The sequence below is a fragment of the Polynucleobacter sp. AP-Melu-500A-A1 genome, assembly GCF_018882125.1.
In the GTDB taxonomy this organism is placed as follows: Bacteria; Pseudomonadota; Gammaproteobacteria; order Burkholderiales; family Burkholderiaceae; genus Polynucleobacter.
The window spans coordinates 159,309-184,206 of the sequence record NZ_JACVOZ010000003.1; the positions used below are offsets into that span (position 1 = coordinate 159,309).

Consider the following 24,898-nt stretch of genomic DNA (forward strand, 5'->3'; position numbering starts at 1 on the left):
CCCAAAGATTAGAGTAAGTGCGTCTAAAATCTGAGCATGCGCCAATATTCACCATCAGCCTGGGCTGCAATTTCCATATTTATCGCCGCCATTGTGCACTTTGCCCTTGGCTTTAGTGTGGAATTTTCTGTTGATGAAGCTCATTACGCCTTATATGCGCAACATCTTGCATGGAGCTACTTTGATCACCCTCCTTTAGTTGGTTGGATTCAGTGGCCCCTAGTAGCACTCACTTCTTCGGAAGGAATTATTCGCATCATTCCAGAGCTACTCTGGATCATCGCCTGTATTTTGGTCTATCAAGTAGCGCTTGAAATCCATCACCTACTGCAAAGACGCAACACAGCTTATTTGACTACCAGTCTTCCTTCTGCAAATACTTGTGGCTTGATGGCTGTGTTAGTCATTGTTGCTGCGCCGATGCCACACATACTCGCCATCGGCTTGCTGCCAGATACTTTATTGGCACCAATCAGTCTCGGAATTTTATGGTTAGCATTACTCTGGCTTCGCCATGATGCTTTTACTCTTGGTCAATGGTTGTTATTAGGCATTTTGCTTGGCCTTGCTGGACTCAGCAAATATACGGCAGCCTTTACTGCCTTTGCATTGCTCCTGGTTTTCTTAAGCGTACCTAAAAAACCATGGATTACTAAAGCTGGTTTTTGGCTGGCAGCCATATTAGCGCTTGTTTTCATTAGCCCTGTTCTCTATTGGAATTGGATTAATGATTGGATCTCGTTTAAATATCAACTTGCGCATGGGGGCGGCGGAATTTGGCTCTGGCGTGGCGTTGGCACTTTCTTATTACTTCAAATTGCAGTCTTTGGCCCTCTCATTATTTTGGGCGGTGCAGTATTCATCAAAGATTTTGTACATGTAAATAAATTTTCTTTAATAGCCTTGCTTGGATTCTTTTTTATTCCCTTTACTATTTTTGCGAGCTTATCGGGGGGCGGAGGCTTGCCGCACTGGACAACTCCCGCATGGTTTTGTTTAGCGCCATTTGCCGGAATCGGCCTTGCAAAAATGTGGGCTACTTACCATCGTCGACTGATTCGTATTTTGTTCTGCGTTCAGATAAGCTTGTGTTTGATTGGTTTTGGATTTGTTTTATCTGGTGGCATTACCTCTGCATCTATTAAATCAAATCCTATTGCCGATCTATATGGTTGGAAGGCGGCCGGTCAAAAAGCAGCCGAGCTGGCAACTGCAACGAGCTCCAATGGCATTGCAGTACAAAACTGGACTCTGGGCAGTCGAGCTGCTTGGTATGCAAAACCTATTCCGGTATTTGTTTTAGACCAACGACAAGATCAATTTGACCTTTGGTTTGGTCAACTTCCAAAAGAGGCAAAGATCATTTTGGTGAACTGGTCGGGTATGCCATTTAGCGCCCCGATTGGCCCCAAAATGGGCTTCGAAGCCTGTCAACCCTTGGATAGCCTAGAAATTAGGCATTTTGGTCAATCTTTATCCAAATTTGACTTTAGTCTCTGTAACAACTGGCAATACGCTGGTCCGGCAGAGTAATTCACTAAATTCAAGGGCTTATATGCTCAAGGCATTATCCTTACGCCTATGAGCTTACATCCAGAATCAACCACTAAAGCCCCTTCTGGGTGGAAATCAGTCCTCAAACGCGCTTGGCCCACAATTCGGATCTTGTTATCTATTGGCCTGTTATGGAAAGCTACCAGTGGAATTGATTGGCACGCTATTTTTGAGTCTGAGATTCAGATGGAGCCATGGTGGTTTTTGGCTGCCCTCACAAGTGCAACCACTGCCTGTCTTTGCGGAGGATTCCGTTGGGCGTTTCTCATGCGCAGATCTGGCTTTCAAGGACGCTTAAGAAATTACATCTTGCTCTATTTCACGGGAGCATTAGTGAATCAAGGATTACCAAGTACATTGGGTGGAGATAGCTATCGTGCTATTACCGCAACCCACTTAGATAAATCAGGGGCCCTGACAGGCAAGAAAGACTTAGATGAAGAGTTACACCACTCTGTCGATCTTGAACATGCCACTCCAAAACTTCGTTTAAGTTTTGCCATGGTCTTAGTGGATCGCCTCCTTGGCTTAGCTGGCAATAATCTATTAGGCGGAATAGGTTTAATTATTGGTGGCGCTACATTGGCAGCCTGGGGAACAGATTTAGGCTACCTCATTACCGGCGCCATGATTACCGTAGGCCTCTTGATTGCTGCTGGCTTAGCGTTTAAACCTACCTATCGCTTGCTTGAGAAGATTCTCGAGCGTTTTCAAATGACTAATGCATTACCAGGAATTCATATAGCCTTCTCATGGCCATATAACGTGGCTCAAGCAGCCTATGCGATTACAGTTCACTGCTTACTCATCTTTACTTTCTATTGCTGTCTTCGCGCCTACGGCGGAGTGGCCCCTATTCCTAGCTTGATGATTGGACTGCCAGCATTAAGCTTATTACTCATGCTTCCAATTAGTATTTCTGGCTGGGGACTTCGCGAGGCTACCCTCTCTTCAGTTCTAGCCCTGTGGGGAGTCAATCAATCGATTACCGTCTTGGCATCTATTAGCTTTGGCGCGATCACCGTTATTTCTGTATTGCCCGGCGCATACTTTTTACTAAAACGTAAATAATTCATAAAGCAAAAACTATGGCTATTAGCGTCAACACAATGCGTGCAATTGATCACTGGGTTGGAGTGCCCTTATGCGCTCTTATTAGTCCAGTAGTGGCTTTGATCGACACCGTTAAAAATGCTTTTACACCCGGCCTACAAACGCCCAAAAAATTACTCTTCATTGAGCTCTCTGAAATGGGTAGTGCAATTCTGGTAGACCCCGCTATGCGAAATGCTCAGGCCCGTGGTGCGGAGCTCTACTTTTTGATTTTCAAAAGCAATCGTGCAAGTCTTACTTTATTAAATACCGTAAAACCTGAAAATGTTTTTACGATCGATTCTTCTAGCATTGGCGGACTTTTAAGGGATACCTTAAGCTTTCTAGTGCTTGCCCGTCGTCATCGCATCGACACCGTTATTGACTTAGAGTTGTTCTCGCGTTTTACCGCGATCCTCACTGGCCTCTGCGGTGCAAGGCGCCGTGTGGGTTACCACATCTTTCATGGCGAAGGATTGTGGCGAGGCTTTATGTTGACGCGCAAAGTGCACTACAACCCGCATATTCATATTACTAAGAACTTCCTTTCGCTCATTCATGCCGCATTTGCAAAAGAGATTGAAGTACCTTTCAGTAAAATTCAGATTCCAGATTCAGAAGTTCAACTTGAGCAAGCTGTCATTAATCCTATAGCACTAGATACAGTTCGTACTCGTATCGAAAAACTGGCTAAAGATTCCGGTATCGCCTTTACTCCAGGCAAAGAACGTCTCATTCTGATTAACCCTAACGCAAGCGATTTGCTGCCACAACGCCGTTGGGCACAACAACGCTTCTCTGAACTCATTCAAGCAATACATCAACGTTATCCGCAAGACTTAATTCTGATTACAGGTTCACCTGCTGAAATGAATTATGTTGAAAAGGTGCGCGCTGTTGCCAATGTTAAAAATGCTTTGAACTTTGCAGGCCAAGTGAGCTTTGCTGAATTGCCTCCGCTTTACACGCTCTCCGATGTAATGGTTACCAATGACTCGGGGCCAGGACACTTCTCTGCTGTCACCCCTTTGAGAACAGTAGTGCTATTTGGCCCTGAAACTCCTGCACTGTATGGCTCTATAGGCAACTCCATCGCAATTACTGCTAACCTCGCCTGCTCTCCATGCGTCAGCGCTGCTAATCATCGCAAGACACCCTGTCAGGACAACGTGTGCATGCAAGCAATTACCGTACCTCAAGTTCTTGAGAAGGTGACCTTGCAACTAGATGCAGCAGATCAAGCAAAGAGTCGTTAAGCGGGATGAGCAAAAAAGCCATTCCCACACTTGCGTGGCTGATTCCGCTATTTCCCATTGCTCTGGCAACAGCGATTTATTTTGGGGAATTTCAAAGCAGTAGCTTTCTTTTTATTAATCACTTTACCCAACAGCTTCCCGATACTATTTGGGCATGGCTGACTTTCTTCGGTAATGGCTGGGGTGTTTTTGCTATGGCGTTTCCCTTGCTTCTACTGGCCCCTCGTTTATTGACAGCCGGCATTATTGCTGGAGGCGTTGCTGCTTTATCCAGTACCCTCTTAAAGTCTTGGTTTGATTTGCCAAGACCAGCAGGCTTGCTTGATGATGGGAGTTTTTATCGTATTGGCGAACCGCTACTCAATAGAGCCTTTCCATCTGGCCATACTCTGACGGCATTTGCAATTGCTAGTGCGCTCTACTTCTCTGTAGATACAAGTAAGCGTCGCCCAATGCTCTTGATATTTGTTTTTGCTGCTTTGATTGGTTTATCTCGTAGCGCAGTTGGAGCACACTGGCTAACAGATGTCTTAGCGGGGGCTGGAGTCGGCATGTGGTGCGGCATGATTGGGGCATTCTTAGGAATATATATTTCTGATGCTCAACTAGCTCCCACAAAAATTTGGCCACGTCTCATTGCTATAGCAGGAGCACTATCGATCTATGTTCATCTGACTCAAATCATGGACCTTGAGCTGAACCTACCATTGCAATACGCCTCTATTGCCGTCATTACCCTAACTTTGGTTTTCTTTATCAAAGCTCAATTCACTAAAACAAAGTAAAGCCATGTTTAGCTATCGACATGCATTCCATGCGGGCAGTCATGCTGACATTCTCAAGCACTTAACGCTCATCCATCTGGTGGAATACCTGCAGGAAAAACCTGGCGCTCTTACGATTGTCGATACCCACGCGGGTGCCGGAATCTATAATTTAGAAGATGGTTTTGCCACTGTCAGCAAAGAAGCAAACGGCGGCATATTTCGGCTTGCTCAATATGTAGAGTCTTGTCAAAAAGCAGGAACTCCTGTTGAGTCCAGCATTCAACATTATCTTCACAGTATTCAAGCAGAAAATACCGATGGAGTACTTGCTGTATACCCCGGGTCGCCTTTTATTTTGGCCCGTCTCCTACGACCACAAGATCGTCTTAAGTTATTTGAGTTGCATCCGAAAGAAATAGATATTCTTCGTCACAATATCAAGCAACTACCTCAAGCCAAGCAGATTGATATTTATGCTGAAGATAGCTTTGCCAGATTGAAGGGGCTATTGCCGCCCCCAAGTCGACGAGGTCTAGTGTTGATTGATCCATCATACGAAGATAAGCAAGATTATCGCTATTTAGAAACTGCTATTGAGGAAGCCTTACAGCGCTTTGCCACTGGCTGTTATGCCATTTGGTATCCCGCATTATCGAGAAGAGAATCAGCCGCTCTGCCAGATCGAATGAAAAAAATGGCTGCTGCGCATCAGCGCTCCTGGCTACATGCAGAATTACGGGTAGAAAATGCTCCGGGAGAGAGGCGCCTTCAGGCAAGTGGAATGTTTATTATTAATCCGCCCTGGACTCTGCAAAAACATCTAGCAGACGCCTTACCTGCTTTAGTCAAAGCACTTGGAATAGATGCGGGCGCTAAATTTATATTAAAAAGTGTTGAAGCCTAAACTAGCCTAATTAGAAACGTCAATCATGACCTCATTACGTCGCATAAATGGCAAGGTCCATGGCGGGTTATAGCGGGCGAACTTGGGTGTCCCAGTTGCTTGCAAATTGCGGGTTTTAAGCCACTCTTCAAGTTCAAGTGTTTTGTTGGCTACTTTTTGGCTAGTGTAAAAACCAGAAAACTGAATTACTGCGCGCTTTACTGCTGGGATTTGCCTTAATTGCACTCTAGGGTTTAGCGGCTTTGGAAGACTTTCTAAGGTGTATTCAGAAGGCATCACAAAAGACACCGTCCATTGACTCCCATTAGATTCAATATTCACTGGCGTAGTCATCGCAATTTTGGCGCTTTTGACGTTCTGCTCTTCAATGGCCACTGGCGCAGTCATGGAGATTTTTTCACTGACTTGATTCTGCCCAAATATATATGCCGCTATCAAACGAAAGCCTTGACCCGAAGCTTCATCTAGATCGCCATCGACCTTGACCTCAGCAAGAATCATTGGCGCATACATCCTGAGCTCAAAAGGTTCCGTTTTTTCCAATACCGTATATTTAGGTTCTTCAATAGCCATCGCCGCTCCAGCAAATAATTGTGCTGCGATAAAAAATAAGAATGATAGACGTGTGATGTTGATCTTTCTCATGTAAACCATACTACCATTGCGCTTTAATAGCAAAATGCTCTGGGCTATATGCCAAAGAGGCTTGAGCACCGACTGGCAATGTTAATTTATCTGGCTGGTGCCCAAAAGGAAGACCGGTCAGGATTGGAATGACATTGGGAATGCGCTTGCGGATTGCTTCAATAGCACTCTCAATACGATATCCACGATCATTATCGAATAGCCGGTAAGCAGAAAAGCTGCCCAATAAGATCGCGCCTTGATTGGCCAAAATACCCGCCTCCAATAATTGCATCAATGTTCTCTCGATGCGATACGGATGTTCGTTCACATCTTCTAGAAAGAGAATTCCGCCCTGAGTTTGCTTTGCGCTTGGTAAATAGGGCGTACCGATCAAACTTGCTACTACTGTTAAATTACCACCCCACAATATTCCATCTATTGAATTACCAGTATTGCTTCCTAAGAAATTCTGGGGTGTGATGACTTCGCAATCAAGTCTACGTTGATCAATTGCTGTTTGGAAGTGCTGCCACATCCACTCATTCGGTGGAATAGCGCTACCCTTGTCATCAAATCGACCAAAGTCATAGTTCAGCATCGGGCCAGATAAGGTGATAGCCCCAGTCTTTGCCAATAGACCTAACTCAAATGCTGTGAAATCACTGTGACCACATATTTGCAAACCATCTTGTATGGCTTTCGCAATTGCATCCCATTCAATCTTGGGTAATAAGCGATGTATTCCGTAACCCCCGCGCATAGCCATCACTAAATTTTGTTTAGGCTGTTTAGCAAGTGCATTGAGCTCAAGCAAGCGCTCTTCATCTGTTCCGGCAAAACGTTCAAAGACACGTTCTACACAGGATGCGTTTTCTAGATTAATGCCGTGACTTTTGAGCCATTCAATACCAAGCAAAGGACTTTTTGAATCTAAGCTAGCCCCAGAAGGAGCAATCAGGTGAATGGATTTCAACGTCGCTCCTTAAAGAAAGTTTTTAGCAATTGGCCACATTCTTTTGCCATGATGCCACCATGAATACTGGTCTGATGATTAATCTGCTTAGAAGAGAATACATCGACTACGCTTCCAGCGGCACCGGTTTTAGGATCCGGAGCGCCATAAACAACACGCTCTACTCTCGCATGCAACATGGCCCCCGCACACATGGTGCAGGGCTCAAGGGTCACATATAAGGTTGTTCCTGGTAGACGGTAATTTTGCTCGGTAAGAGCAGCCTGTCTTAATGTCAACATTTCTGCATGGGCACTAGGATCATGATTGGTAATGGGCTTATTGAATGCTCTGGAAATCACCTGACCTTCGCGTACAAGGACTGCCCCTACCGGAACTTCACCTGCAAGAGCGGCTAATTGAGCTTGCTCTAAAGCCTGCTGCATGAATTGGCGATCAAGCTCTGCTTGCATGATGGATTAGTGACTTACATCCGCCCAGCAATTGGGGGTTTCGTAAAGGCGGATTGCTGAAAGCTCTAGACGACCACCAAAAGCTTGTTGAAAAATAGGCTGCAATATTGCAAATGCAGCATTGGCTAAATTTTCTACAGTAGGTACATGCTCCATGATGACCGTTTTATGATTGGGTAGAGTACCCAAGAAATCAACCAAACCCTGATCCTCTTTAGCTACCAGAAATGCGTGATCCCAAGGCTCAACGACATACTGATTCGTAAGGCGCTTAATATCACTAAAGTCCAGAACCATACCATCGTCTGCTTTCCCTGGATGATCAGCTACCTCACCCGTCAAAGTCACCTCAATAGCATAGCGATGCCCATGCAAGTGCCGGCATTGCCCATCATGATTTGGAATGCGATGCCCTGAATCAAATTCAAGACGACGGGTGATGGAGATAGCGGGTTGTTTTATGCTCATACTTAGTTATATAGTATTTCTGGCTAAAGCCAAATTATCGAATTCCAATCAGTTTATGGGATTGAAGACTCAACCTCCAAAGCGGACGTTTTTGGCAAAGGCCTACTGCTAGCGCAGTATTACTTTTGAGATTAGGACCATCCATTGGCTGCAGATAGCGATGACGATAATCCATCTTCTCAAAACGGGCTAAAAGTGTTTCTAAGGAGCTATGTTCTTGCTGTGGAATCACCAATTTCAACTCATCCGCTTGTAATACGATTAAATCCGAACTGGCTTTAGGGCTGACACAAACCCAATCAACCCCTTTAGGAATTTTGATGGTGCCATTGGTTTCGATGGCTACCTCAAATCCTTTGTGATGTAGTGCCAAAATGAGCGAGTCATCCAACTGCAAAAGAGGCTCACCGCCAGTAAAAACAACATAGCGCTGTTGCGGTCCCGCTAAGGTGCTATTCCAAGCCGACTCGATGGCTTCTGCTAGTAATGTAGCGTTCTCAAACTTGCCACCTCCAAAACCATCGCTTCCAACAAAATCAGTGTCACAAAACTTGCAGACTGCATCAGCGCGATCTTCCTCTCGCCCACTCCATAAATTGCAGCCAGCAAAACGGCAGAAGACCGCCGCTCTCCCAGAGTGGGTACCTTCACCTTGCAGCGTGGGGAATAGTTCTTTAACGGTATACATAGTAATGCGCATATTTTAAGCGCTTTACTGAGGCACTTCATTTACTTCCAGGAGACCAGCTCCCACTCAAGATAATCCTCCCAGTAGGCGTTGAACCAAAAAACGCCACGAGTGATGTAACGACCAAAGGATCGGCGAACTACCCAACGACCCACTTCTGGGGATAACCAGACATCTTCTTGGCGATAGTTCCCTACCCTAAAAACGTCATTGCTCTCAAAATAGGGATTTTCATGATGGTATTTAAGAACGATAAATTGACCTGCAGGTACAGAAATCCTCTCCCAATTGACCGCTTCGCTTACCAAACCCCAGTAATAATATCCATCTGGATAAGCTAGCACCTGGTAACGAGTGCGATAAAAATGAGACCAGCCTGGTATGAGTTTTTCGGGCCATAAAGGTAAAGCTTGCTGAAATTTTTGTGGTGGACTCCATTGTGGATCTTGCAATACATAACCCCATGACTCTTGAATTTCTTCGGGCAAAGGACCGGCTTTAAGACCACTACGCTGGATCCGAATTTGGGGGCTAATGGAAACAACAGTCTCTGTAACAATGTCGACAATCTCTTGATTAAAAACATTTCGCACTTGATATATCCACTGCTGACCAACCTGAGGTGGGCGCACCGTAGGCGTAACAACTGGCGCCGGTAAAGTAATAGAACTTGGGTAAGGCTGAGGTGCTATGCAAGCGCCGAGTAAGATCGGCAAAAGAAATATAAATAATCTACGCAACATGATTATTTATATGAAGTTAACTGCCACTGGTAACTATCCTCAAGAATAGGAACCCCTACTTGGCCCTGAATCATATAAGAACCAGAAGATTCACGTGCTACCCATCGCCCAATACTTGGTGCGAACCAAAGAGTTTCCTTACGAATACAGTTCGTCTTGTTGTCATCATCACTTTCGTAGTTAATTAAGTTTTGATAACGCAAGGTTAAGAATGTCCCCGCTGGTACGGTGATTTGCTCCCACCCATGAGCGCTCATATATTCCTGCCAGTTGTATAAAGAGCCTGGATAGCCCGCTAAGGCATATTTAGTAATGAATTGTTTGCTCCAACTGGGTGTTAGCTCCTGAGGCCACAGTGCAATTGATGGACTAAATGTGACTGTTCTTCCCCAATGTGGGTCGGTAATGATGGTTCCCCAGGGTCCTTGAACTTCTTTGGACAGATTTCCAAGGCCCACGTCGGTACGATCAATCACGATCGTTGAGCCAATGCTTGCTACTCGATCAGTTGTCAAGCCAAGCGTTTTTCCATCAAACACATTACGCTGAATATAGGTCCACTCCTGGCCAACTTGTGGGGTGCGAACGGACGGCGTAGGTTGTGGTTGAGTCACAGGTGTGCCACGTTGATATCCAAGTGGAACACCACAAGCTACGGGAGTTAATGCAACTGAAGTGATAAAGGTTCGACGGGATAGTTTCATAGCTCAGCTTCCAGAATAATTCTATTGAATAATGCTTAATCTACTCCCAGCAAACTTAACTCTTCGCTGGTAAATCCTGCTTGCTTGCGACCTTCTAAATTAAAAGGGCCTCTTAATATAGGGGCACGATACTTTCTAGCTAATGCTTTATAGGTTGAAATTGCGGAGAGATTATCTTGATCACATAAAAAATTAAACCATTTATTCCCTATTGATACGTGGCCAATTTCATCTCTGAGAATAATGTCCAATATCTCAACCACTTGAGTATCCTTGATTTGCTTAAATCGCTCACGAATCGCTGGAACTGCATCTAGACCTCTAGCTTCCATAGTCCTAGGAACTAAAGCCATCCTAGCAATCGCCTCTTCTGAAGTTCTCTCAACCATTTCCCAAAGGCTATTATGGGCAGGAAAGTCTCCATAGGTAAAGCCAAGAGACTGTAAATGCGTCTCAATTAAGCAAAAATGATGAGCCTCTTCCTTAGCCACACTTAGCCAATCTGCATAGTATTGCGTTGGCATATTTGGAAAACGCCATACTGCATCTAAGGCAAGATTAAGAGCATTAAATTCGATATGAGCAAGTGAATGTAATAAAGAGACTCTACCCTCATGAGTAGCCATTGACCTCTTGGGAACTTTTAAGGGAGGAATTAGTTCTGGTCTATCTGGCCTGCCAGGAAGCTCAATGTCATCAGTACTGAAAACATCCATAGCATTGAGTTCAACAATACGCTGATGGTACTGATCAAATAAGTCCTGAACCCTCGCTACCTTAGTCTTGGGGTCGGTGATCGCTAATATCTCAAGGGCAGTTTGGCGTAACTCAATCATTGATTAATTAAATGCAACTCTTTTAGGCAGCTAGCTTTGGATTTTGACATTGTCCATAGTATAAAAGACAAGGTCTGGATTATGATTTGAACTAGTCCTCATAGACTAGCAATCCAGAGTCTGGAACAAATTAAATAGTTTAGGGAGCAATCGAATGTCTAGAGATAAATTAGGATTATTTACATTTGGCCTGGTACTAATAGGCTTTGTTGTGTTTGTGAAAACAGGCTCTTATTTACTCTTTGCCTTAGGCATCGCATCTGTTGCTTTTTTAATATTCTCAAAAAGCAAATACATTAAATAAATGACTGGCGAAAAAATAGAGCTGATTTTGGAGTTTGGCGTGATATTGATATCACCGATTATTTATCATCTCTATCTCTTGAAATACAAAAACATTGCGCGAGAAATTGTTTTCAAAGACCTCAAGATTTACTTAGTCCTTTATGGGCTCATTGCAATTACTGGCTTATTTGCAATCTTAAGATAAAACCATCACCATCAGCGGTGAAGAGGATTGGGTTGCAATACTAGCGGTCGTATTCGCCTGCAAATTCATGATTGACGTCACGATGTTTGGCTTCATCTTCACGAACTGCGATCACCACATCACGCAATGTGGCATCTGCAGATAGATTCCAATAGTCAATCGCAATTTGAGGGGCAGCAATATTGGGCAATTTTCCACTATCAATTTCTCGCAAATATTCTGTATAGGAATACACCGCCTCTTCCTCGAAATATCCAACAATTCGGTGGGCTGTTCGTGGAAAAAATACGTAGATCACAAAAAATACATTCCAAAAAATTGCTTGGGCAATCAGCACCAGAAAACGTTCAAAAGCATTTGGCTTTGCAATCTCAATAAAAGTCATCAAGTGCATTCTTTCATTCTCAGCCTCTGCCAATAAAGTGCGAATCTTAGGGCCGTATCCGGGCTTCATCTGTCTTAAACTCGTCAGATGCGTCCACATTCCAGAAACCATGCCAGGAACACCTGCGACAGTTTCAAGCACTACTGCTCGGTGACCATATCTTTTTTGAAAAAAGGTATCTGCAAAAAAACGCATGCCTTTTGTAAAGGAAAATGCCACTCTGTCAGAAAAATTAACGGGTTGGTAGTGACTCATCAGTCCACTCTCAAAATCTATGGGATAGCTTAGTTTAGACCCTTAGCAAAGAGTTTGCTTGACCTAGTGAAGCTTAACGATGGAATGCGTCCTACGATGAATTAAACGGCTAACGGTATCCAGAAAAACCTTAACCCAACCATGAAGAGCTAGTTGATGCATCTTGTATAGACTAATGTACATCATCTTAGCGAACCAACCTTCAACCATGAGACTGCCGCCAATCAGGCCGCCCATCATGCTGCCCACGCTACTGTATTCACCTAAGGATACAAGAGACCCAAAATCACGATATTGATATGGCTTAAGTGGCTTGCCATCAATGATTTGATTGATTTGAGCAAATAGATGCGAGGCTTGTTGATGTGCTGCCTGAGCCCTTGGTGGAACGATGCCACCTTTGCCTTGATTGGCCTCTGGCCAAGGACATGCCGCACAATCACCCATTGCAAAAATATGCGGATCACGAGTACTTTGCAAAGTGGGTAGAACCAATAGTTGATTGACATGATTTGTTTCTAAACCACCAATGTCTTTCAAAAAATCTGGCGCTTTGACTCCAGCCGCCCAAACAATCAACTCTGCTGGAATTTCTACTCCATTAGATAAGCAAACTCGATCAGCTTGGATTTGTTTAACGGTAGCACCAGTCATTACCTTAACGCCAAGATCTGAAAGCAATTTTTCTGCTGCGTCAGAGACTCTAGCGGAAAGGGCCGGCAATATTCTGGGTGCAGCCTCAATCAAAATAACTTTTAAATCTTTCTCAGGATCAACGCGATCCATGCCAAATGAAATGATGGCGCGCGTTGTACGATGTAATTCTGCGGCAAGCTCCACTCCGGTTGCACCAGCCCCAATAATGACGACCTGTAATTGATGGGGCTCTAAGGGCTGAGTTTGAGCCTGAGCCCTTAAACAGGCATTAATCAAGCGTAAGTGAAAACGCTTTGCGTCAACAACAGAATCGAGTCTTTGAGCATACTGTGCAACACCAGGAGTTCCAAAGTCATTTGTTAAGCTACCAATAGAAAGAATTAAAGTATCGTAACGAATCGTTTGCTCTGGGGTAACTAATTCACCTGAGTCATCATAAAAAGGCGCCACATAAATTTGACTGTTGACCCTATCTATTCCTGTGAGCTCACCTAGGCGAAAGCTAAAATGGTGCCAGTGTGCTTGCGCAATGTAATCAAGCTCTTGATCAGCAAGATCCATAGAGCCTGCAGCAACTTCATGCAATTTTGGCTTCCATAGATGGGTACGGTTCTTATCCACCAAAATAACCGATACTTTTTTAGAGGCATTCTTTTGAGACCCAAAACGATCGCCGAGTTTTGTAGCTAGCTCTAGACCGCCAGCGCCGCCTCCAACGATCACAATTCGATGTTCTTTAGTCATAATTCATCTTTATATACATCGCCCATTAAGGGCAATCATTTTGAAGCATGGATAAAGAAATGCTTCGAATAATGACCTACTCTAATCCAATACAGTCTTAAGCTAAATTGACCTGGGTCAGTTTTATTAGATAGCAAAATTACTAGTCAATTTAGCCAAAGGGGCCATTTAATCGAACGGTATCCCAATTTAAAGCAATCGCAATACTGACCCATATCAAATACGGCAACATATATAAGCTGTATTTAGTAGAAACTTTTTTAATCGTTAAAAATATGGCAAGTACTGAAAGCCATAAAAAGACGGATTCATATAAGGACCAATCTGGTCTTTGAAAGCGAAAATACAAAATACTCCATAGCAAATTGAGCGCGCCATTTAGCCAAAATAATGTATTCAAACGGCTGAGAATGGAAACATCTGCTGTTAAGTGTTTGACACACACCCAAGCGATGCCAGAAAGAATAAAAATCGTAGACCAGATTGGACCAAATGCCCAGTCAGGTGGTTTCCAAAAAGGTTCTTTTAAGGCTTGATACCATGGCCCTAAATCCGTTGCAAACCCACCCAGAATTGCCACTGATAAACCCCAAGCTAGTGGCACTATCATTTTTTTATTCAACATAGATTTAAATTAACCTTCAGCGAAAAAGAGCTTGGTTGGTAAAAGGGTTCAGAGGCAGCATGCAATGTCTTATTCTCTTAACAATACCTGCTTATAATGACTCCACTAAATGCTCTAATAATAGAGTCGATAGCTTAACTAAACTATAACACTCGGAGTTTATTTTGAAAAATAGTCGTCGGCAATTTCTCATTCTTTCTGCAGCTGGCGCTGCTTCTTTAGCCCTTCACAATACAGTTCAAGCACAAGCCCTAGTTTCTCCATCGGATCCTCAGGCACTTGCCCTAGGTTTTGTAACGGATGCTGCTAAGGCAGATAAGGCAAAGTTTCCTCAGTACACTGCGGGGCAACATTGTGGTTCTTGTGCGCTTTATCAAGGTAAGGCTGGATCTACTAATGGGCCCTGTGTCTTATTCGCTGAAAAACATGTTCCTATTAATGGCTGGTGCTCTGGATATACTAAAAAATCTTAGTTTTCAGAATATCTCCTTGCAATAAAGGCCACCTTCGTGGCCTTTATTATTTTGAGCGCACAGATAACGCAAGCAATTTTTGATCTTACGAATTAAGTGTAATAGTTGATGAGAAAAAATATCAGTATGAAAAGATTTAGGGTGCCAAATATGATGACAACTGGTTTGCCAATATATTTCCACTTTTCTTCTTTTGATAAACGTTTGGTATTTTTACTTTCTCTCTGAAACATGAAATTCATCGCTATATCTGGAAATGCTCTCGTACCTTAGTAAGGATTTTTTGTGGTGATAGTCCATAAAGATCCAAGAGTAGATTAATGTCGCCATGCTCAACATACTCGTCAGGCAAGCCAATTTGTAGAGTGGGAATCTGAATCTTATGCATCGATAAGGCTTCTAAACAGGCACTGCCTGCCCCACCCTGGATTGCACTATCCTCAATAAAGACTAATACATCATGATTTTTTGCAAGATCTAATAGTAATGTTTCATCCAAAGGTTTCACAAAGCGCATATCAGCGACAGTTGCATCAAGTTCCTCTGCAGCTTCTAGCGCACTATAAAGTAATGGGCCAAAGCAAACAAAAGCAATTCTTTTTTTAACTGTGCCAACATTTTTTGATTTACGAACAATTAATCCTTTTCCAACAGGAATAGTTTCAAGCTTCTGAGATGCCTCTGGCCCAGATCCAGCTCCACGGGGATATCGCACTACAGTTGGACCATTCAAACTAAAAGCAGTAGTCAGCATATTTCTACAATCTTCTTGATTCGATGGCGTCATCACCACCATATTCGGCAAACATCTTAGAAAAGCAATATCAAATACACCTGCATGGGTTGCGCCATCGGCACCAACCATGCCTGCACGGTCTACTGCAAAGACAATCGGCAAATTCTGCAATGTGACATCGTGGATTAGTTGATCGTAGCCTCTTTGCAAGAAAGTGGAGTAAATCGCTACCACTGGCTTTAAGCCCTCACAAGCAATGCCAGCAGCAAAAGTAACGGCATGCTGTTCTGCTATTCCTACATCAAAGTAACGATTGGGGAATTGTTCCTCAAACTTTACTAGTCCAGAACCCTCCCGCATTGCAGGCGTAATACCAATTAGAAGTTCATCTTGCTTGGCCATATCACAAAGCCACTCACCAAAGACTTCGGTATAGGTTTTTTTACCTGGCGAAGAAGGTTTAAGACCTTCGGCGGGATTAAATTTTCCGGGCCCATGATATGCAATAGGGTTTAGCTCTGCCCTCTCATATCCTTTGCCTTTTTTGGTCACGATATGAAGAAATTGTGGGCCATCCGTCTGGGCAATTTTCTTTAGATTTTCAAGGGTAATAATCAGATCCAGGAGATTATGGCCATCAATTGGGCCGTAGTAATCAAAACCAAGCTCTTCGAAAATGGTTGCTGGACCAATCATCCCTTTAGCGTGACCCTCAAATCTTTTTGCAAACTCTCTTAAAGGGGGCGTATAGGAAAGTACCTTATCTAAGCCTTTTTTAGTGGCCGCATAAATAGAGCCGCTAATGAGTTTTGCTAAGTATCGATTGAGAGCTCCAACAGCTGGAGAAATCGACATTTCGTTGTCGTTCAAAATCACGATTAATGGAATCGCTTTATCAAGCCCGGCATTATTTAAACCTTCGTAGGCCATGCCCGCGCTCATTGAGCCATCCCCAATCACAGCTACAACATTCCTTTTTTCACCCTTGACTTTGCTGGCAACTGCCATCCCAAGAGCCGCTGAAATACTAGTGGAAGAGTGTGCAGTACCAAAAGCGTCATATTCACTCTCTGAGCGCTTAGGAAATCCAGATAAGCCACCGAACTGACGTAACTTAGGCATCCCCTCTCTTCGGCCTGTGAGGATCTTGTGGGCATAACTTTGATGACCTACATCCCATACTATTCTGTCGTCAGGTGTATTGAAAACGTAGTGCAGAGCAATGGCTAGTTCAACCGTTCCTAGATTGGAGGATAGATGCCCACCCGTACTAGCAACAGACTGAAGAATAAATTCTCGCAACTCATCTGCCAATTGTGGAAGCTCAGATTGCCCAAGCTGTTTTAAGTCCTGCGAGGAATTAATCGTATGAAGTACTTTAGTTGCTTGGAGCATATTCAACAATGTAATTATTTTGGGGAGTAAATACTAGAAAGAATTCTCTTAAAGTCTTCAATCTCATTATTAGGGGAATTTTGTAATGCATTGATTGGTGCATGCATAAATTTATTGGCTAGAGCTTGAGCCATAATTGCTAAAACCTCTACTGGATCTTCGCCCTTTTTAATACGCCTTACTGCTTTTTCTAATTCAATTTCTTTGAGACGCTCTGCAGTAGTCTGTAGAGATTGAATAATCGGTACTAGGGTTCTTTTCTGTAGCGTATGAAAAAATTCACTCACGCCTTTATCGATAATGGTCTGTGCATCCACCATAGAAAGCTCGCGGATATTGCGCCCCTCATTCACTACGCTACCTAAATCATCGACTGAATAAAGGTAGGCATCCTTAAGAGATCTAATCTCTGGCTCCATATCACGTGGTACAGCTAAATCGATCAAAACAATGGGTCTGCTGTTTCTGGCCTTCAAGGCAGTTTTAATCATGCCCATCCCAATGATTGGCAATGAACTTGCAGTACACGAAACAATCACATCAAAATCATGTAAACGCGCAGGTAAAGACTGCAAGGGGAAGGAGTCAGTTTGCAAACCTTTTTCAGCAAATACTTTTGCCATCGCATCGCCACGATCAACCGTACGATTGCTAATCGCAATCTCTTTTGGCCTTCTACTAGCAAAGTGTGAGGCACACAATTGAATCATTTCGCCAGCACCAATAAACAAAATTTTAGAGTTTTTTAGATCGCCAAATATTTTTTCTGCTAAACGCACAGAGGCGCCAGCCATGGAAACTGAATGTGTACCAATATCAGTTGTTGCCCTGACTGCTTTAGCAACTGAAAAAGTTTTGTTGAATAAAGGTTTGAGGTAAGCACCTAACGTGCCCGCTTGATCGGCAAACTCAACCGCCTTTTTCATTTGACCAAGTATTTGTGTCTCCCCTATAACCATCGAGTCCATTCCACAACTTACTCTAAATACATGCTTGACAGCATCGGTCTCTTTTGCAGAATATATATAAGGTTTCAGTGCATCACTATGAATGCGCTTTTGTGCAGTCAGCCAATCAAAAGCCCGCTCTTCTAAATGATGGCTAGGATATGAAACGTCATTCGCGGCGCAATAAATCTCCATGCGGTTGCACGTAGATAGAATTGCTACCTCTGGGGTTAATTGCGAGTGGCTGCCCTTCAAATAATTACGAAGATCTAATAATGAATCCTGTAAATCATCAGGGGAAATCGCAACACTTTCTCGAATATCAATGGGGGCTGTGTGATGATTCACACCGAGATTCAGTATTTGCATGCTAGAAGGCTATTCAACAATAGCTTTGTATGGGTCTAGAAAAATCATGAAAATGATTCTTCCTCTTGATTGACGATATGTCAATCAAGATTGACACCTATTTATCCTTCCCTACCTAGGGAAAACCCACATATCTGCTTTTATTGCTGATTTTTAGCAGCAGCCTCGTAGGCCTTAAATTTTTTGTATGAATTAATAGTGGAGTACAAAGCAAAGGCAGTGATCACTACAAAAAGCAAATTGGTAAAGGAATACTCTTGATACAGAATCCAGATCTGGCCCAATAAGGCAATTGGGAATACAACAATGGCAAATTTAAGCCAAAGCATGGTTCTTTTGAATTTAGTATCAATTTGGCTTGATTCAGGCTGCTTATTCATTCACTATCCTTATTCAAGAAGGGGTTGGACCCCAGATTAATCTTTTCTCAGTATACGGAAAATGAAGGTGGTAAAGCCTTGGGCAAGAATAAACGCAAAGATTGCCCCCATTAGGCCCATAAAAACACCTGGAACATCGCCCAAATCAAGCTGTTTGGCAAACAATAGAGAAAGAGCGAAGCCTCCGGCAGCACAAACGATCTCAAAAATGATTTTGATGGCACTAAAACGATCGCTAGATTGACTCACATAACACCCTCATAAAACCTATGGGGGTATTTTAGCCCCTATATACGGCTTAGAACAGGTCAAAAAACCATATTTCATGACGCCTTTTATCGCAGCGCAACACGCTGACTTATAAGGGAAATTACTAACAAAAGTGTATAGATTTTTTTACACATTAGGACTAAATTCACCTTGTAGTAGTGAAGGTTAATTTAATACCCTCGTGTGGGTTAGCACGATGCAGTTAGATTTGAGAGGAAAAAAGCTATGACAAATAACACTCTTACAGGTCTGAGTGTTGAGGAGGCGGAAGAGCTACATCGCAACCTCATTCAAGGTACGCAATTTTTTGGGATGATTGCAGCACTTGCCCATTTACTTGCTTATATCTATTCACCTTGGTTGAAGTAATTTAAGGAGCTTGAGATGATCTACGGAAAAATGTGGACGGTAGTAAAGCCAACTGTTGGTATTCCATTGTTTTTGGGAGCAGTAGCTGTTGGTTCTTTTTCAGTTCATTTAGCATTGCTTAACAATACAACTTGGGTGAAGGCTTTTTTAGAAGGCGGTAAATCTACTAAAGCTGGCGCAGTAGCTGGAGCACCCACAGCACCTGCAGCACAAAAATAAGTTTTATTTTGTCTCATAAGGCCTAGATCTTTAGATCTGGGTCTTATTTTTTTGTTTTGCGCATCTGTCAATTAAACTAAGCTTTCATGAATCGTTTTAGTCAAAAATTAATAAGCACCTGGGCTAATTTAGGTCCCCGCTTTTTGCCTTTTGCAGATGCTGCTTCTTCTGAATTACCCCTAGGTCGATTACTTCGACTTTCTCTATTTCAAGTATCTGTTGGCATGGCCCTAGTATTACTAGTAGGCACCCTGAATCGCGTCATGATTGTTGAGCTGCATGTTCCAGCATCACTTGTTTCAATTATGGTTTCCTTGCCAATCATTTTTGCCCCGATTAGGGCCTTGATTGGATTTCGCTCTGATACTCATAAATCCGCTTTAGGCTGGCGTCGTGTTCCTTACATTTGGATGGGAACGATGGTGCAATTTGGTGGACTAGCGATCATGCCTTTTGCTTTACTCGTCTTGGCGGGCGCAGGAAATGCCAGTGATGCTCCTGCATGGATTGGACTTGCAGCTGCTGGACTGTCATTTTTATTTGTTGGTGCCGGCATTCATACTACTCAAACAGTAGGTCTTGCCTTGGCTTGCGATCTTGCCCCACCTAAAGCTCAACCTAATATTGTTGGCTTAATGTTTGTAATGCTATTAATAGGGATGATTGGTAGCGCACTCATTTTTGGTCAGCTATTAGAAGAGTACAGTCCTGGACGTTTAATACAAGTCATTCAAGGTAGTGCGGTAGTCACCATTGTGCTAAATGCGATTGCACTTTGGAAACAGGAAAGCCGCGAAGAAGCGCGCGCAAGAGCGCTCGTAGCCAGAGAGCAAAACTTTAAAGAATCTTGGGAGACCTTCAAAGAAGGTGGTCAAGCAATTCGTCGCTTAATTGCAGTGGGATTTGGCACCATGGCCTTTAGCATGAATGATGTTTTGCTAGAGCCCTATGGTGGTGAATTATTAAATATGAGCGTTAGCGCGACTACTATACTGACGGCTACCTTAGCTCTTGGCTGTTTATTTGGCTTTAGCATTGCTTCCAAAGTATTGAGCGCTGGTTACGACCCCTTTAAGATGGCTAGTAATGGCGCTAAAATAGGTATTCCGGCATTCATATTGGTAATCATTGCTGCACCCTTCAACAGCACCTTGATTTTTATTGTGGGAGTGGTGTTAATAGGATTTGGTAACGGGCTATTTAGCCATGGAACCCTAACTGCCACCATGAGATATGCTCCGGAAAATCAAAGCGGCCTGGCATTGGGCGCATGGGGAGCCGTACAAGCTACTGCTGCAGGCATTGCAGTTGGTGTTGGGGGAATTTTTAGAGATCTTTTGGCTGGCATGGCCTCAAGAAATTATTTTGGTGTAGACCTCAATAACCCAGCAACGGGTTATTGTGGCGTATATCTTTTGGAAATCATCTTGCTACTCATCACAATCGCAGCAATGACGAATTTTATATGGCCAGCTAAGCCAGTAGAATCGGTTGCCTAATTGACTACCTGGTCACAATTAGCCGAAAAGACCTTAATTGCTCTTGGCTTCTTCATTAGCTCAATTAGTTTCGTTTTGATTTCCTTGAGTCTGTGGGACTTCATTTCTGCAGATCTATTTTCTTTTGGTATTTCTTCAGGTATCCGTGTATTGGGGAGCTGCGCTATCATTGGCTGTCTTCTGAGCGCAGTTGGCTATGGGATTGGTGATTATTTTAATAATGAAGCGAAGGAGTGAATATGTTTAAAAAATCAGATTACTTCATTCTCCTGGCGGTGGTAATTTCTTTCTTTACCTCTGCCTATTTATGGTTTGTGATCCAGGATCGTGAGCAGTCTATCTTTACTGCACTTTGGGTTCCCTCAATATTTTGTTTTGGGATCTATTTCAAATTGTCTGCACTATTGAATCGTAAAAAATGAGTAACACGACATTACTCCTTGTATCGATCTTTGTATTTTGTCTGCTAATTGCAGGCTTATATTATATGGTTCGAGAATTTATGGGAGACGTGCAAGACGCCTTCCCCGATGTCAACGAATGGCTTGATTCCGATCGAAAGAAAAAGAAGTAATTATCTCTTTAGGTCACATCTAATCTAGAGCAGTGTTTTAATTGCTTCTGCCATCTTGCCTTCCCCATCTGCAGACGCCAGTCGCGTGATCGATTGGCCATCCTTACTCACTAGAAATTTAGTAAAGTTCCACTTAATTCCAGTAGTACCTAGGATGCCAGGCGCTTGATCCTTCAAGAATGTATATAAGGGATGTGTTGCCGCTCCATTGACATCCACTTTCTCAAACATCGGAAAAGTAACACCATAGTTAGTGCTGCAGAAGTTTTGAATCTCCTCAGCTGAGCCAGGCTCTTGAGCCCCGAATTGATTACAAGGGAACCCAAGAATTTCTAGTCCCTTAGCCTTGTTTTCTTCATAGAGTTTTTGTAAATCACGGTATTGAGAAGTGAAGCCACATTTACTTGCAACATTCACTATTAAGAGGGCCTTACCAGCGTAATCCTGGAGATTTTCTAGGGATCCATCAATTCTTTTTAGGGGGATGCTCGGCAACATGATTACTCTCCATATTCATAAAATCAATCTGCAAATATTTCGTATTCAGGTCATAATAAATGCATTATGTTGGCTCTGCTTTGTTGCCCTATTACCCTAAATGATGATGACCCAAGGACTGCATGAACCCTTCTAGTGCACCCTATCGGAGCCTCTGTACTGACTGCGGCATTTCTCGTACCAGTAATCCAAAACGTTGTGGCGAAGCTTGCCAGTTTATCAAGCCAAATTACCCAGAATTAGAGACTCAGGTTCATGGTAGAGCAAGAGACTTTAGTCGTCCTGATGAACTCCATTTTGGCCCCTTTACCAAAATGCTGAGAGCTGGACTTAAACATCCTAGCGCAGGAGCTCAATGGACTGGAATTACTACTAGGATAGGTGAGCGTCTTCTAGAGACAGGTGCTGTGGATGCCATTCTGACAATGACTGAAGATCCCGAGGATCGTTGGAAACCATTGCCGATCATTATTGACAAAGCATCCGATATGGCCAAGTGTCGCGGCATGAGAATGGGGTATGCGCCGCTTCTGTCCCTTTTAGAACCTGCGATTGCCAAAGGTTATAAAAAGATGGCTGTCATTGGCATTCCTTGCCAGGTATATGCCTTAAGGGCGCTAGAAAAAGAGCTTGGACTAGAAAAGCTCTACGTGATTGGTACGCCCTGCTCTGACAACACCACTACTGAGAATTTTCACCACTTTCTGTCACTGATTAGCTCAGAGCCAGAAGAGATTAACTATCTAGAATTTAGAGCTGACTACCATGTTGAGGTCCGCTTTAAAAATGGAAAAAAGAAAGAAATTCCGTTTCTACAGTTGCCGCTATCGACTTTACCAAATGACTTCTTTCCCCTAACCTGCCGAACCTGTGTTGATTACACCAATGTGCTATCCGATATTACTGTTGGCTATATGGGCGGCCAAGGAGAGCAATGGCTCATTGTGCGCAATCACCGTGGTGAAGAGTTGCTAGATCTTTTGGGTGATGAAGTTCGCACCTCTGTGCCCGGTACCGCGGGCAAACGTCACTCGGCTGTTGTGGGCTTCATGAAAAATGTCGAGCGTGCTGCTGGTGGACTCCCTTTAAGAAAAATGCCGGACTGGTTAAGACCCATTGTGGGCTGGTTAATGCCTAAAGTTGGGCCACGCGGACTTGAATTTGCTCGTACACGCGTAGAGATGAAAGCCATTGAAACAGTGCTTCATCTCAGAAGAGAGCAGCCTGCAAAAATGGCTTCCATGATTCCGAAGCATATCTGGCCACTAGTAGAGCCTTATGGCATCAAGCCTAGCGAACCAGAAATTCATAAACCCTAAAACATATCTTTCCCTTGGAGTATTCAATGGCTTTATTTTTAATTGGTCTTATTATTTTTCTTGGTAGCCACTCTTGTCGCATTTTTGCAGAGTCATGGCGCAACCAAATGATTGATCGAATCGGCGAAGTGAAGTGGAAAGGTTTGTACACCATCATCTCCCTGATTGGATTCATCATTATGGTGATTGGCTATGGTCAGGCAAGGCAAAATACAGTAGTTTTGTGGCAACCCAATGCTGCTCTCATCTACATTGCCCTAGTACTTAACCTAGTTGCCTTTATTTTCTTGGCAGGAAGTTCACCTTCCAATAACGCGATTCGCTTAAAGCTAAAGCACCCAATGATTTTGGGTGTCAAAGTATGGGCCCTTGCGCATTTGATATCCAATGGCACCCTGGTGGATCTCATCCTCTTTGGCGCCTTTTTGGTTTGGGCTGTTTTGGATTTTCGTTCAGCCAGAAAGCGGCCTATTCATATCCCTGAACAAGCTCAAGTAAGCACAAAAGCGACGGTGATTACGATCGTTTCTGGAGTGATTCTCTGGGTAGTCTTCATATTTGGATTGCACCAATACCTTATTGGAGTTTCTCCTCTAGCCCAACTCTCTTGAGCACTCTTTTAAAATCATCCTGTATGAAGGCTAAGACGGCCTTCATCAGTCTTGTATTGACAGTGGTTTTGTGCGGATGCGATGCTCAAGGACCAAAAATAGAAGCTATTGATAGCCAGAGTAAAACATTGTCATGCTATCTCAACGGCAGCCCTGCTCAGATATTAATCACCAAGGGCTCCCTTGATGCAAGCCTACTCTATGATGGTAAAGAAATGAAGGCAAACCTACTAGAGGTAAAAGATTTTTATCAAATTATCATGCGCTTTGACCCACAAATTGGACAACTCAAAATTAACAAGATGGGCAATGAGTTGACTCAACTCAAAAGCGGCAATGAACAACGTACTACCTGCATCACTGAACTGAAAAAATCCTAGCTTAATATCCCCTAATGAGATCCTTAAGGCATACATCATGAGAAAAAAATACTACATTATTGGCTTACTTGTTTTTTGTTGCTCACAAAATTGGGCTATGGCTCAAACAGAACAAAAGACATTAGCTCCCATTAAAACTATTGCTTCATTGGATGTTGCTCGTTATCAGGGTACTTGGTATGAGATAGCGAAGTTTCCGAATTGGTTTCAAAGAAAATGTATTGCTGATACCAATGCCACCTACAAGATCAAAGAAGATGGCAATGTCAGCGTCACCAATCGCTGCACATTTGAAAACAATGAAAAAGGGGAGGCCCTGGGGACAGCAAGGCAAATTGGTGACTCCACCTCACCTAAGCTAGAGGTTCGTTTTGCACCAGCTTGGCTCGGATTCCTGCCTTTGGTCTGGGGAGACTACTGGGTAATTGATATTGACCCAGAATACCAACTGGCAGCTGTGAGCGATCCTAGAAGAGAATATCTCTGGATACTCTCACGCACCAAGTCAGTTGATCAAAATCGTTACCAAGCGCTTTTAGGCCGCCTAGTAAACGACAATGGCTTTAGCTTAGAAAAACTAAGCCTCACACCACAAAATTAAACTGAGAATAAGAATTTAATAAAGGTAATACCGATAAT

The 24,898-nt window shown here is 43.3% G+C and carries 32 protein-coding genes; 16 read left to right on the plus strand and 16 right to left on the minus strand.

Annotated elements, in window-relative coordinates:
• Positions 1 to 36: 36 nt before the first annotated feature.
• From ICN38_RS07300 to ICN38_RS07320, 5 genes are read left to right on the plus strand one after another with little or no spacing between them, the layout of a single operon-like run.
• A complete protein-coding gene (locus tag ICN38_RS07300; protein ID WP_216256420.1) occupies positions 37 to 1,533 on the plus strand; it encodes a glycosyltransferase family 39 protein in 1,497 nt (498 codons plus the stop codon).
• A gap of 48 nt (positions 1,534 to 1,581) precedes the next feature.
• Complete coding sequence (locus ICN38_RS07305; RefSeq protein WP_216256421.1) at positions 1,582 to 2,625, plus strand: lysylphosphatidylglycerol synthase transmembrane domain-containing protein; 1,044 nt, start codon at positions 1,582 to 1,584, stop codon at positions 2,623 to 2,625.
• A 17-nt stretch (positions 2,626 to 2,642) separates the two neighbouring features.
• Positions 2,643 to 3,902 (plus strand): glycosyltransferase family 9 protein, encoded by a 1,260-nt coding sequence (locus tag ICN38_RS07310; protein ID WP_216256422.1) that lies wholly within the window; start codon positions 2,643 to 2,645, stop codon positions 3,900 to 3,902.
• 5 nt (positions 3,903 to 3,907) lie between these two features.
• Complete coding sequence (locus ICN38_RS07315) at positions 3,908 to 4,687, plus strand: phosphatase PAP2 family protein (RefSeq protein ID WP_216256423.1); 780 nt, start codon at positions 3,908 to 3,910, stop codon at positions 4,685 to 4,687.
• Between the two features lie 4 nt (positions 4,688 to 4,691).
• Positions 4,692 to 5,573 (plus strand): 23S rRNA (adenine(2030)-N(6))-methyltransferase RlmJ, encoded by an 882-nt coding sequence (locus tag ICN38_RS07320; RefSeq protein WP_216256424.1) that lies wholly within the window; start codon positions 4,692 to 4,694, stop codon positions 5,571 to 5,573.
• A gap of 6 nt (positions 5,574 to 5,579) precedes the next feature.
• On the opposite strand, the gene ICN38_RS07325 is transcribed toward ICN38_RS07320, so the two are convergent.
• Genes ICN38_RS07325 through ICN38_RS07360 form a run of 8 tightly spaced genes read right to left on the minus strand, consistent with a single transcriptional unit; the run spans position 5,580 to position 11,064 of the window.
• Positions 5,580 to 6,218, minus strand: coding sequence for a heme-binding protein (locus tag ICN38_RS07325; RefSeq protein WP_255562761.1), 639 nt, complete (start codon positions 6,216 to 6,218; stop codon positions 5,580 to 5,582).
• 10 nt (positions 6,219 to 6,228) lie between these two features.
• Entirely contained in the window at positions 6,229 to 7,173 is a 945-nt protein-coding gene (locus ICN38_RS07330) for an LD-carboxypeptidase (protein WP_216256425.1), read from the minus strand.
• The gene (gene tadA, locus ICN38_RS07335) at positions 7,170 to 7,625 is read right to left on the minus strand and encodes a tRNA adenosine(34) deaminase TadA (RefSeq protein WP_216256426.1); all 456 of its coding nucleotides are present in this window, start codon (positions 7,623 to 7,625) and stop codon (positions 7,170 to 7,172) included. The genes ICN38_RS07330 and tadA overlap by 4 nt, the downstream gene beginning before the upstream one ends.
• 6 nt (positions 7,626 to 7,631) lie before the next feature.
• The gene (gene queD / locus ICN38_RS07340; RefSeq protein ID WP_216256427.1) at positions 7,632 to 8,093 is read right to left on the minus strand and encodes a 6-carboxytetrahydropterin synthase QueD; all 462 of its coding nucleotides are present in this window, start codon (positions 8,091 to 8,093) and stop codon (positions 7,632 to 7,634) included.
• A gap of 34 nt (positions 8,094 to 8,127) precedes the next feature.
• Positions 8,128 to 8,781 carry a 7-carboxy-7-deazaguanine synthase gene (gene queE / locus ICN38_RS07345; protein WP_216256845.1) on the minus strand — a complete coding sequence of 218 codons (654 nt, stop codon included), beginning with the start codon at positions 8,779 to 8,781 and terminating at the stop codon, positions 8,128 to 8,130.
• Positions 8,782 to 8,822: 41 nt separating this feature from the next.
• Positions 8,823 to 9,524, minus strand: coding sequence for a hypothetical protein (locus tag ICN38_RS07350; protein ID WP_216256428.1), 702 nt, complete (start codon positions 9,522 to 9,524; stop codon positions 8,823 to 8,825).
• A 2-nt stretch (positions 9,525 to 9,526) separates the two neighbouring features.
• Entirely contained in the window at positions 9,527 to 10,228 is a 702-nt protein-coding gene (locus ICN38_RS07355; protein ID WP_216256429.1) for a hypothetical protein, read from the minus strand.
• Positions 10,229 to 10,263: 35 nt separating this feature from the next.
• Complete coding sequence (locus ICN38_RS07360) at positions 10,264 to 11,064, minus strand: ferritin-like domain-containing protein (RefSeq protein WP_216256430.1); 801 nt, start codon at positions 11,062 to 11,064, stop codon at positions 10,264 to 10,266.
• A 304-nt stretch (positions 11,065 to 11,368) separates the two neighbouring features.
• Between ICN38_RS07360 and ICN38_RS07365 the strand changes: the two genes are divergently transcribed.
• Positions 11,369 to 11,554, plus strand: coding sequence for a hypothetical protein (locus tag ICN38_RS07365; protein WP_216256431.1), 186 nt, complete (start codon positions 11,369 to 11,371; stop codon positions 11,552 to 11,554).
• A 40-nt stretch (positions 11,555 to 11,594) separates the two neighbouring features.
• Here ICN38_RS07365 and ICN38_RS07370 read toward each other — a convergent pair whose 3' ends face one another.
• The 3 genes from ICN38_RS07370 to ICN38_RS07380 form a co-directional block, all read right to left on the minus strand.
• The gene (locus tag ICN38_RS07370; RefSeq protein ID WP_216256432.1) at positions 11,595 to 12,194 is read right to left on the minus strand and encodes an alternative oxidase; all 600 of its coding nucleotides are present in this window, start codon (positions 12,192 to 12,194) and stop codon (positions 11,595 to 11,597) included.
• A gap of 63 nt (positions 12,195 to 12,257) precedes the next feature.
• Positions 12,258 to 13,595 (minus strand): NAD(P)/FAD-dependent oxidoreductase, encoded by a 1,338-nt coding sequence (locus ICN38_RS07375; protein ID WP_216256433.1) that lies wholly within the window; start codon positions 13,593 to 13,595, stop codon positions 12,258 to 12,260.
• A gap of 151 nt (positions 13,596 to 13,746) precedes the next feature.
• Positions 13,747 to 14,220 carry a TspO/MBR family protein gene (locus tag ICN38_RS07380; RefSeq protein ID WP_216256434.1) on the minus strand — a complete coding sequence of 158 codons (474 nt, stop codon included), beginning with the start codon at positions 14,218 to 14,220 and terminating at the stop codon, positions 13,747 to 13,749.
• Positions 14,221 to 14,384: 164 nt separating this feature from the next.
• On the opposite strand from ICN38_RS07380, the gene ICN38_RS07385 reads away from it, so the two are divergent.
• Positions 14,385 to 14,693 (plus strand): high-potential iron-sulfur protein, encoded by a 309-nt coding sequence (locus ICN38_RS07385; RefSeq protein ID WP_216256435.1) that lies wholly within the window; start codon positions 14,385 to 14,387, stop codon positions 14,691 to 14,693.
• A gap of 244 nt (positions 14,694 to 14,937) precedes the next feature.
• On the opposite strand, the gene dxs is transcribed toward ICN38_RS07385, so the two are convergent.
• From dxs to ICN38_RS07405, 4 genes are all read right to left on the minus strand, one after another.
• Positions 14,938 to 16,824, minus strand: a complete 1,887-nt coding sequence (gene dxs, locus ICN38_RS07390; RefSeq protein WP_216256436.1) for a 1-deoxy-D-xylulose-5-phosphate synthase — start codon at positions 16,822 to 16,824, stop codon at positions 14,938 to 14,940.
• A 14-nt stretch (positions 16,825 to 16,838) separates the two neighbouring features.
• The gene (hemA, locus tag ICN38_RS07395; protein ID WP_216256437.1) at positions 16,839 to 18,140 is read right to left on the minus strand and encodes a glutamyl-tRNA reductase; all 1,302 of its coding nucleotides are present in this window, start codon (positions 18,138 to 18,140) and stop codon (positions 16,839 to 16,841) included.
• A 140-nt stretch (positions 18,141 to 18,280) separates the two neighbouring features.
• Positions 18,281 to 18,520, minus strand: a complete 240-nt coding sequence (locus tag ICN38_RS07400) for a hypothetical protein (protein ID WP_216256438.1) — start codon at positions 18,518 to 18,520, stop codon at positions 18,281 to 18,283.
• A gap of 36 nt (positions 18,521 to 18,556) precedes the next feature.
• Positions 18,557 to 18,769 (minus strand): hypothetical protein, encoded by a 213-nt coding sequence (locus ICN38_RS07405; RefSeq protein ID WP_216256439.1) that lies wholly within the window; start codon positions 18,767 to 18,769, stop codon positions 18,557 to 18,559.
• A 246-nt stretch (positions 18,770 to 19,015) separates the two neighbouring features.
• On the opposite strand from ICN38_RS07405, the gene pufB reads away from it, so the two are divergent.
• The 5 genes from pufB (at position 19,016) to ICN38_RS07430 (ending at position 21,299) form a co-directional block, all read left to right on the plus strand.
• On the plus strand, positions 19,016 to 19,159 hold the full coding sequence (gene pufB, locus ICN38_RS07410; protein ID WP_112294365.1) for a light-harvesting antenna LH1, beta subunit: 144 nt from the start codon (positions 19,016 to 19,018) through the stop codon (positions 19,157 to 19,159).
• A 15-nt stretch (positions 19,160 to 19,174) separates the two neighbouring features.
• The gene (locus tag ICN38_RS07415; protein ID WP_216256440.1) at positions 19,175 to 19,378 is read left to right on the plus strand and encodes a light-harvesting protein; all 204 of its coding nucleotides are present in this window, start codon (positions 19,175 to 19,177) and stop codon (positions 19,376 to 19,378) included.
• 86 nt (positions 19,379 to 19,464) lie between these two features.
• The gene (locus ICN38_RS07420) at positions 19,465 to 20,877 is read left to right on the plus strand and encodes a PucC family protein (protein WP_216256441.1); all 1,413 of its coding nucleotides are present in this window, start codon (positions 19,465 to 19,467) and stop codon (positions 20,875 to 20,877) included.
• Positions 20,878 to 21,114 (plus strand): hypothetical protein, encoded by a 237-nt coding sequence (locus ICN38_RS07425; RefSeq protein WP_216256442.1) that lies wholly within the window; start codon positions 20,878 to 20,880, stop codon positions 21,112 to 21,114. It abuts the gene before it with no gap.
• A 2-nt stretch (positions 21,115 to 21,116) separates the two neighbouring features.
• Complete coding sequence (locus tag ICN38_RS07430; RefSeq protein WP_216256443.1) at positions 21,117 to 21,299, plus strand: hypothetical protein; 183 nt, start codon at positions 21,117 to 21,119, stop codon at positions 21,297 to 21,299.
• 176 nt (positions 21,300 to 21,475) lie between these two features.
• Here the strand turns inward: ICN38_RS07430 and ICN38_RS07435 are convergent, their stop codons facing one another.
• Entirely contained in the window at positions 21,476 to 21,949 is a 474-nt protein-coding gene (locus ICN38_RS07435) for a glutathione peroxidase (protein WP_216256444.1), read from the minus strand.
• A 122-nt stretch (positions 21,950 to 22,071) separates the two neighbouring features.
• On the opposite strand from ICN38_RS07435, the gene ICN38_RS07440 reads away from it, so the two are divergent.
• The 4 genes from ICN38_RS07440 to ICN38_RS07455 are packed head-to-tail and all read left to right on the plus strand — an operon-like array spanning position 22,072 to position 24,860.
• Complete coding sequence (locus ICN38_RS07440) at positions 22,072 to 23,268, plus strand: Coenzyme F420 hydrogenase/dehydrogenase, beta subunit C-terminal domain (protein ID WP_216256445.1); 1,197 nt, start codon at positions 22,072 to 22,074, stop codon at positions 23,266 to 23,268.
• A 26-nt stretch (positions 23,269 to 23,294) separates the two neighbouring features.
• Positions 23,295 to 23,879: an NnrU family protein gene (locus ICN38_RS07445; RefSeq protein ID WP_216256446.1), complete on the plus strand. Its 585-nt coding sequence runs from the start codon at positions 23,295 to 23,297 to the stop codon at positions 23,877 to 23,879.
• Positions 23,876 to 24,259 (plus strand): hypothetical protein, encoded by a 384-nt coding sequence (locus ICN38_RS07450; protein WP_216256447.1) that lies wholly within the window; start codon positions 23,876 to 23,878, stop codon positions 24,257 to 24,259. Before ICN38_RS07445 ends, ICN38_RS07450 begins: the two co-directional genes overlap by 4 nt.
• Positions 24,260 to 24,296: 37 nt before the next feature.
• Positions 24,297 to 24,860: a lipocalin family protein gene (locus tag ICN38_RS07455; RefSeq protein WP_216256448.1), complete on the plus strand. Its 564-nt coding sequence runs from the start codon at positions 24,297 to 24,299 to the stop codon at positions 24,858 to 24,860.
• Positions 24,861 to 24,898 lie beyond the last annotated feature (38 nt).

What these genes read in the sequence shown, in the direction of transcription:
- ICN38_RS07350 (WP_216256428.1), bottom strand. Translation starts at nt 9,524, where the DNA reads ATGTTGCGTAGATTATTTATATTTCTTTTGCCGATCTTACTCGGCGCT.
- ICN38_RS07325 (WP_255562761.1), bottom strand. Translation starts at nt 6,218, where the DNA reads ATGAGAAAGATCAACATCACACGTCTATCATTCTTATTTTTTATCGCA.
- ICN38_RS07445 (WP_216256446.1), top strand. Translation starts at nt 23,295, where the DNA reads ATGGCTTTATTTTTAATTGGTCTTATTATTTTTCTTGGTAGCCACTCT.
- ICN38_RS07400 (WP_216256438.1), bottom strand. Translation starts at nt 18,520, where the DNA reads ATGAATAAGCAGCCTGAATCAAGCCAAATTGATACTAAATTCAAAAGA.
- ICN38_RS07375 (WP_216256433.1), bottom strand. Translation starts at nt 13,595, where the DNA reads ATGACTAAAGAACATCGAATTGTGATCGTTGGAGGCGGCGCTGGCGGT.
- pufB (WP_112294365.1), top strand. Translation starts at nt 19,016, where the DNA reads ATGACAAATAACACTCTTACAGGTCTGAGTGTTGAGGAGGCGGAAGAG.
- tadA (WP_216256426.1), bottom strand. Translation starts at nt 7,625, where the DNA reads ATGCAAGCAGAGCTTGATCGCCAATTCATGCAGCAGGCTTTAGAGCAA.
- ICN38_RS07365 (WP_216256431.1), top strand. Translation starts at nt 11,369, where the DNA reads ATGACTGGCGAAAAAATAGAGCTGATTTTGGAGTTTGGCGTGATATTG.
- ICN38_RS07415 (WP_216256440.1), top strand. Translation starts at nt 19,175, where the DNA reads ATGATCTACGGAAAAATGTGGACGGTAGTAAAGCCAACTGTTGGTATT.
- ICN38_RS07315 (WP_216256423.1), top strand. Translation starts at nt 3,908, where the DNA reads ATGAGCAAAAAAGCCATTCCCACACTTGCGTGGCTGATTCCGCTATTT.
- ICN38_RS07435 (WP_216256444.1), bottom strand. Translation starts at nt 21,949, where the DNA reads ATGTTGCCGAGCATCCCCCTAAAAAGAATTGATGGATCCCTAGAAAAT.
- ICN38_RS07305 (WP_216256421.1), top strand. Translation starts at nt 1,582, where the DNA reads ATGAGCTTACATCCAGAATCAACCACTAAAGCCCCTTCTGGGTGGAAA.
- ICN38_RS07370 (WP_216256432.1), bottom strand. Translation starts at nt 12,194, where the DNA reads ATGAGTCACTACCAACCCGTTAATTTTTCTGACAGAGTGGCATTTTCC.
- hemA (WP_216256437.1), bottom strand. Translation starts at nt 18,140, where the DNA reads ATGCAAATACTGAATCTCGGTGTGAATCATCACACAGCCCCCATTGAT.
- ICN38_RS07355 (WP_216256429.1), bottom strand. Translation starts at nt 10,228, where the DNA reads ATGAAACTATCCCGTCGAACCTTTATCACTTCAGTTGCATTAACTCCC.
- ICN38_RS07380 (WP_216256434.1), bottom strand. Translation starts at nt 14,220, where the DNA reads ATGTTGAATAAAAAAATGATAGTGCCACTAGCTTGGGGTTTATCAGTG.
- ICN38_RS07455 (WP_216256448.1), top strand. Translation starts at nt 24,297, where the DNA reads ATGAGAAAAAAATACTACATTATTGGCTTACTTGTTTTTTGTTGCTCA.
- ICN38_RS07430 (WP_216256443.1), top strand. Translation starts at nt 21,117, where the DNA reads ATGTTTAAAAAATCAGATTACTTCATTCTCCTGGCGGTGGTAATTTCT.
- ICN38_RS07440 (WP_216256445.1), top strand. Translation starts at nt 22,072, where the DNA reads ATGAACCCTTCTAGTGCACCCTATCGGAGCCTCTGTACTGACTGCGGC.
- ICN38_RS07320 (WP_216256424.1), top strand. Translation starts at nt 4,692, where the DNA reads ATGTTTAGCTATCGACATGCATTCCATGCGGGCAGTCATGCTGACATT.
- ICN38_RS07360 (WP_216256430.1), bottom strand. Translation starts at nt 11,064, where the DNA reads ATGATTGAGTTACGCCAAACTGCCCTTGAGATATTAGCGATCACCGAC.
- queD (WP_216256427.1), bottom strand. Translation starts at nt 8,093, where the DNA reads ATGAGCATAAAACAACCCGCTATCTCCATCACCCGTCGTCTTGAATTT.
- ICN38_RS07300 (WP_216256420.1), top strand. Translation starts at nt 37, where the DNA reads ATGCGCCAATATTCACCATCAGCCTGGGCTGCAATTTCCATATTTATC.
- ICN38_RS07420 (WP_216256441.1), top strand. Translation starts at nt 19,465, where the DNA reads ATGAATCGTTTTAGTCAAAAATTAATAAGCACCTGGGCTAATTTAGGT.
- dxs (WP_216256436.1), bottom strand. Translation starts at nt 16,824, where the DNA reads ATGCTCCAAGCAACTAAAGTACTTCATACGATTAATTCCTCGCAGGAC.
- ICN38_RS07310 (WP_216256422.1), top strand. Translation starts at nt 2,643, where the DNA reads ATGGCTATTAGCGTCAACACAATGCGTGCAATTGATCACTGGGTTGGA.
- queE (WP_216256845.1), bottom strand. Translation starts at nt 8,781, where the DNA reads ATGTATACCGTTAAAGAACTATTCCCCACGCTGCAAGGTGAAGGTACC.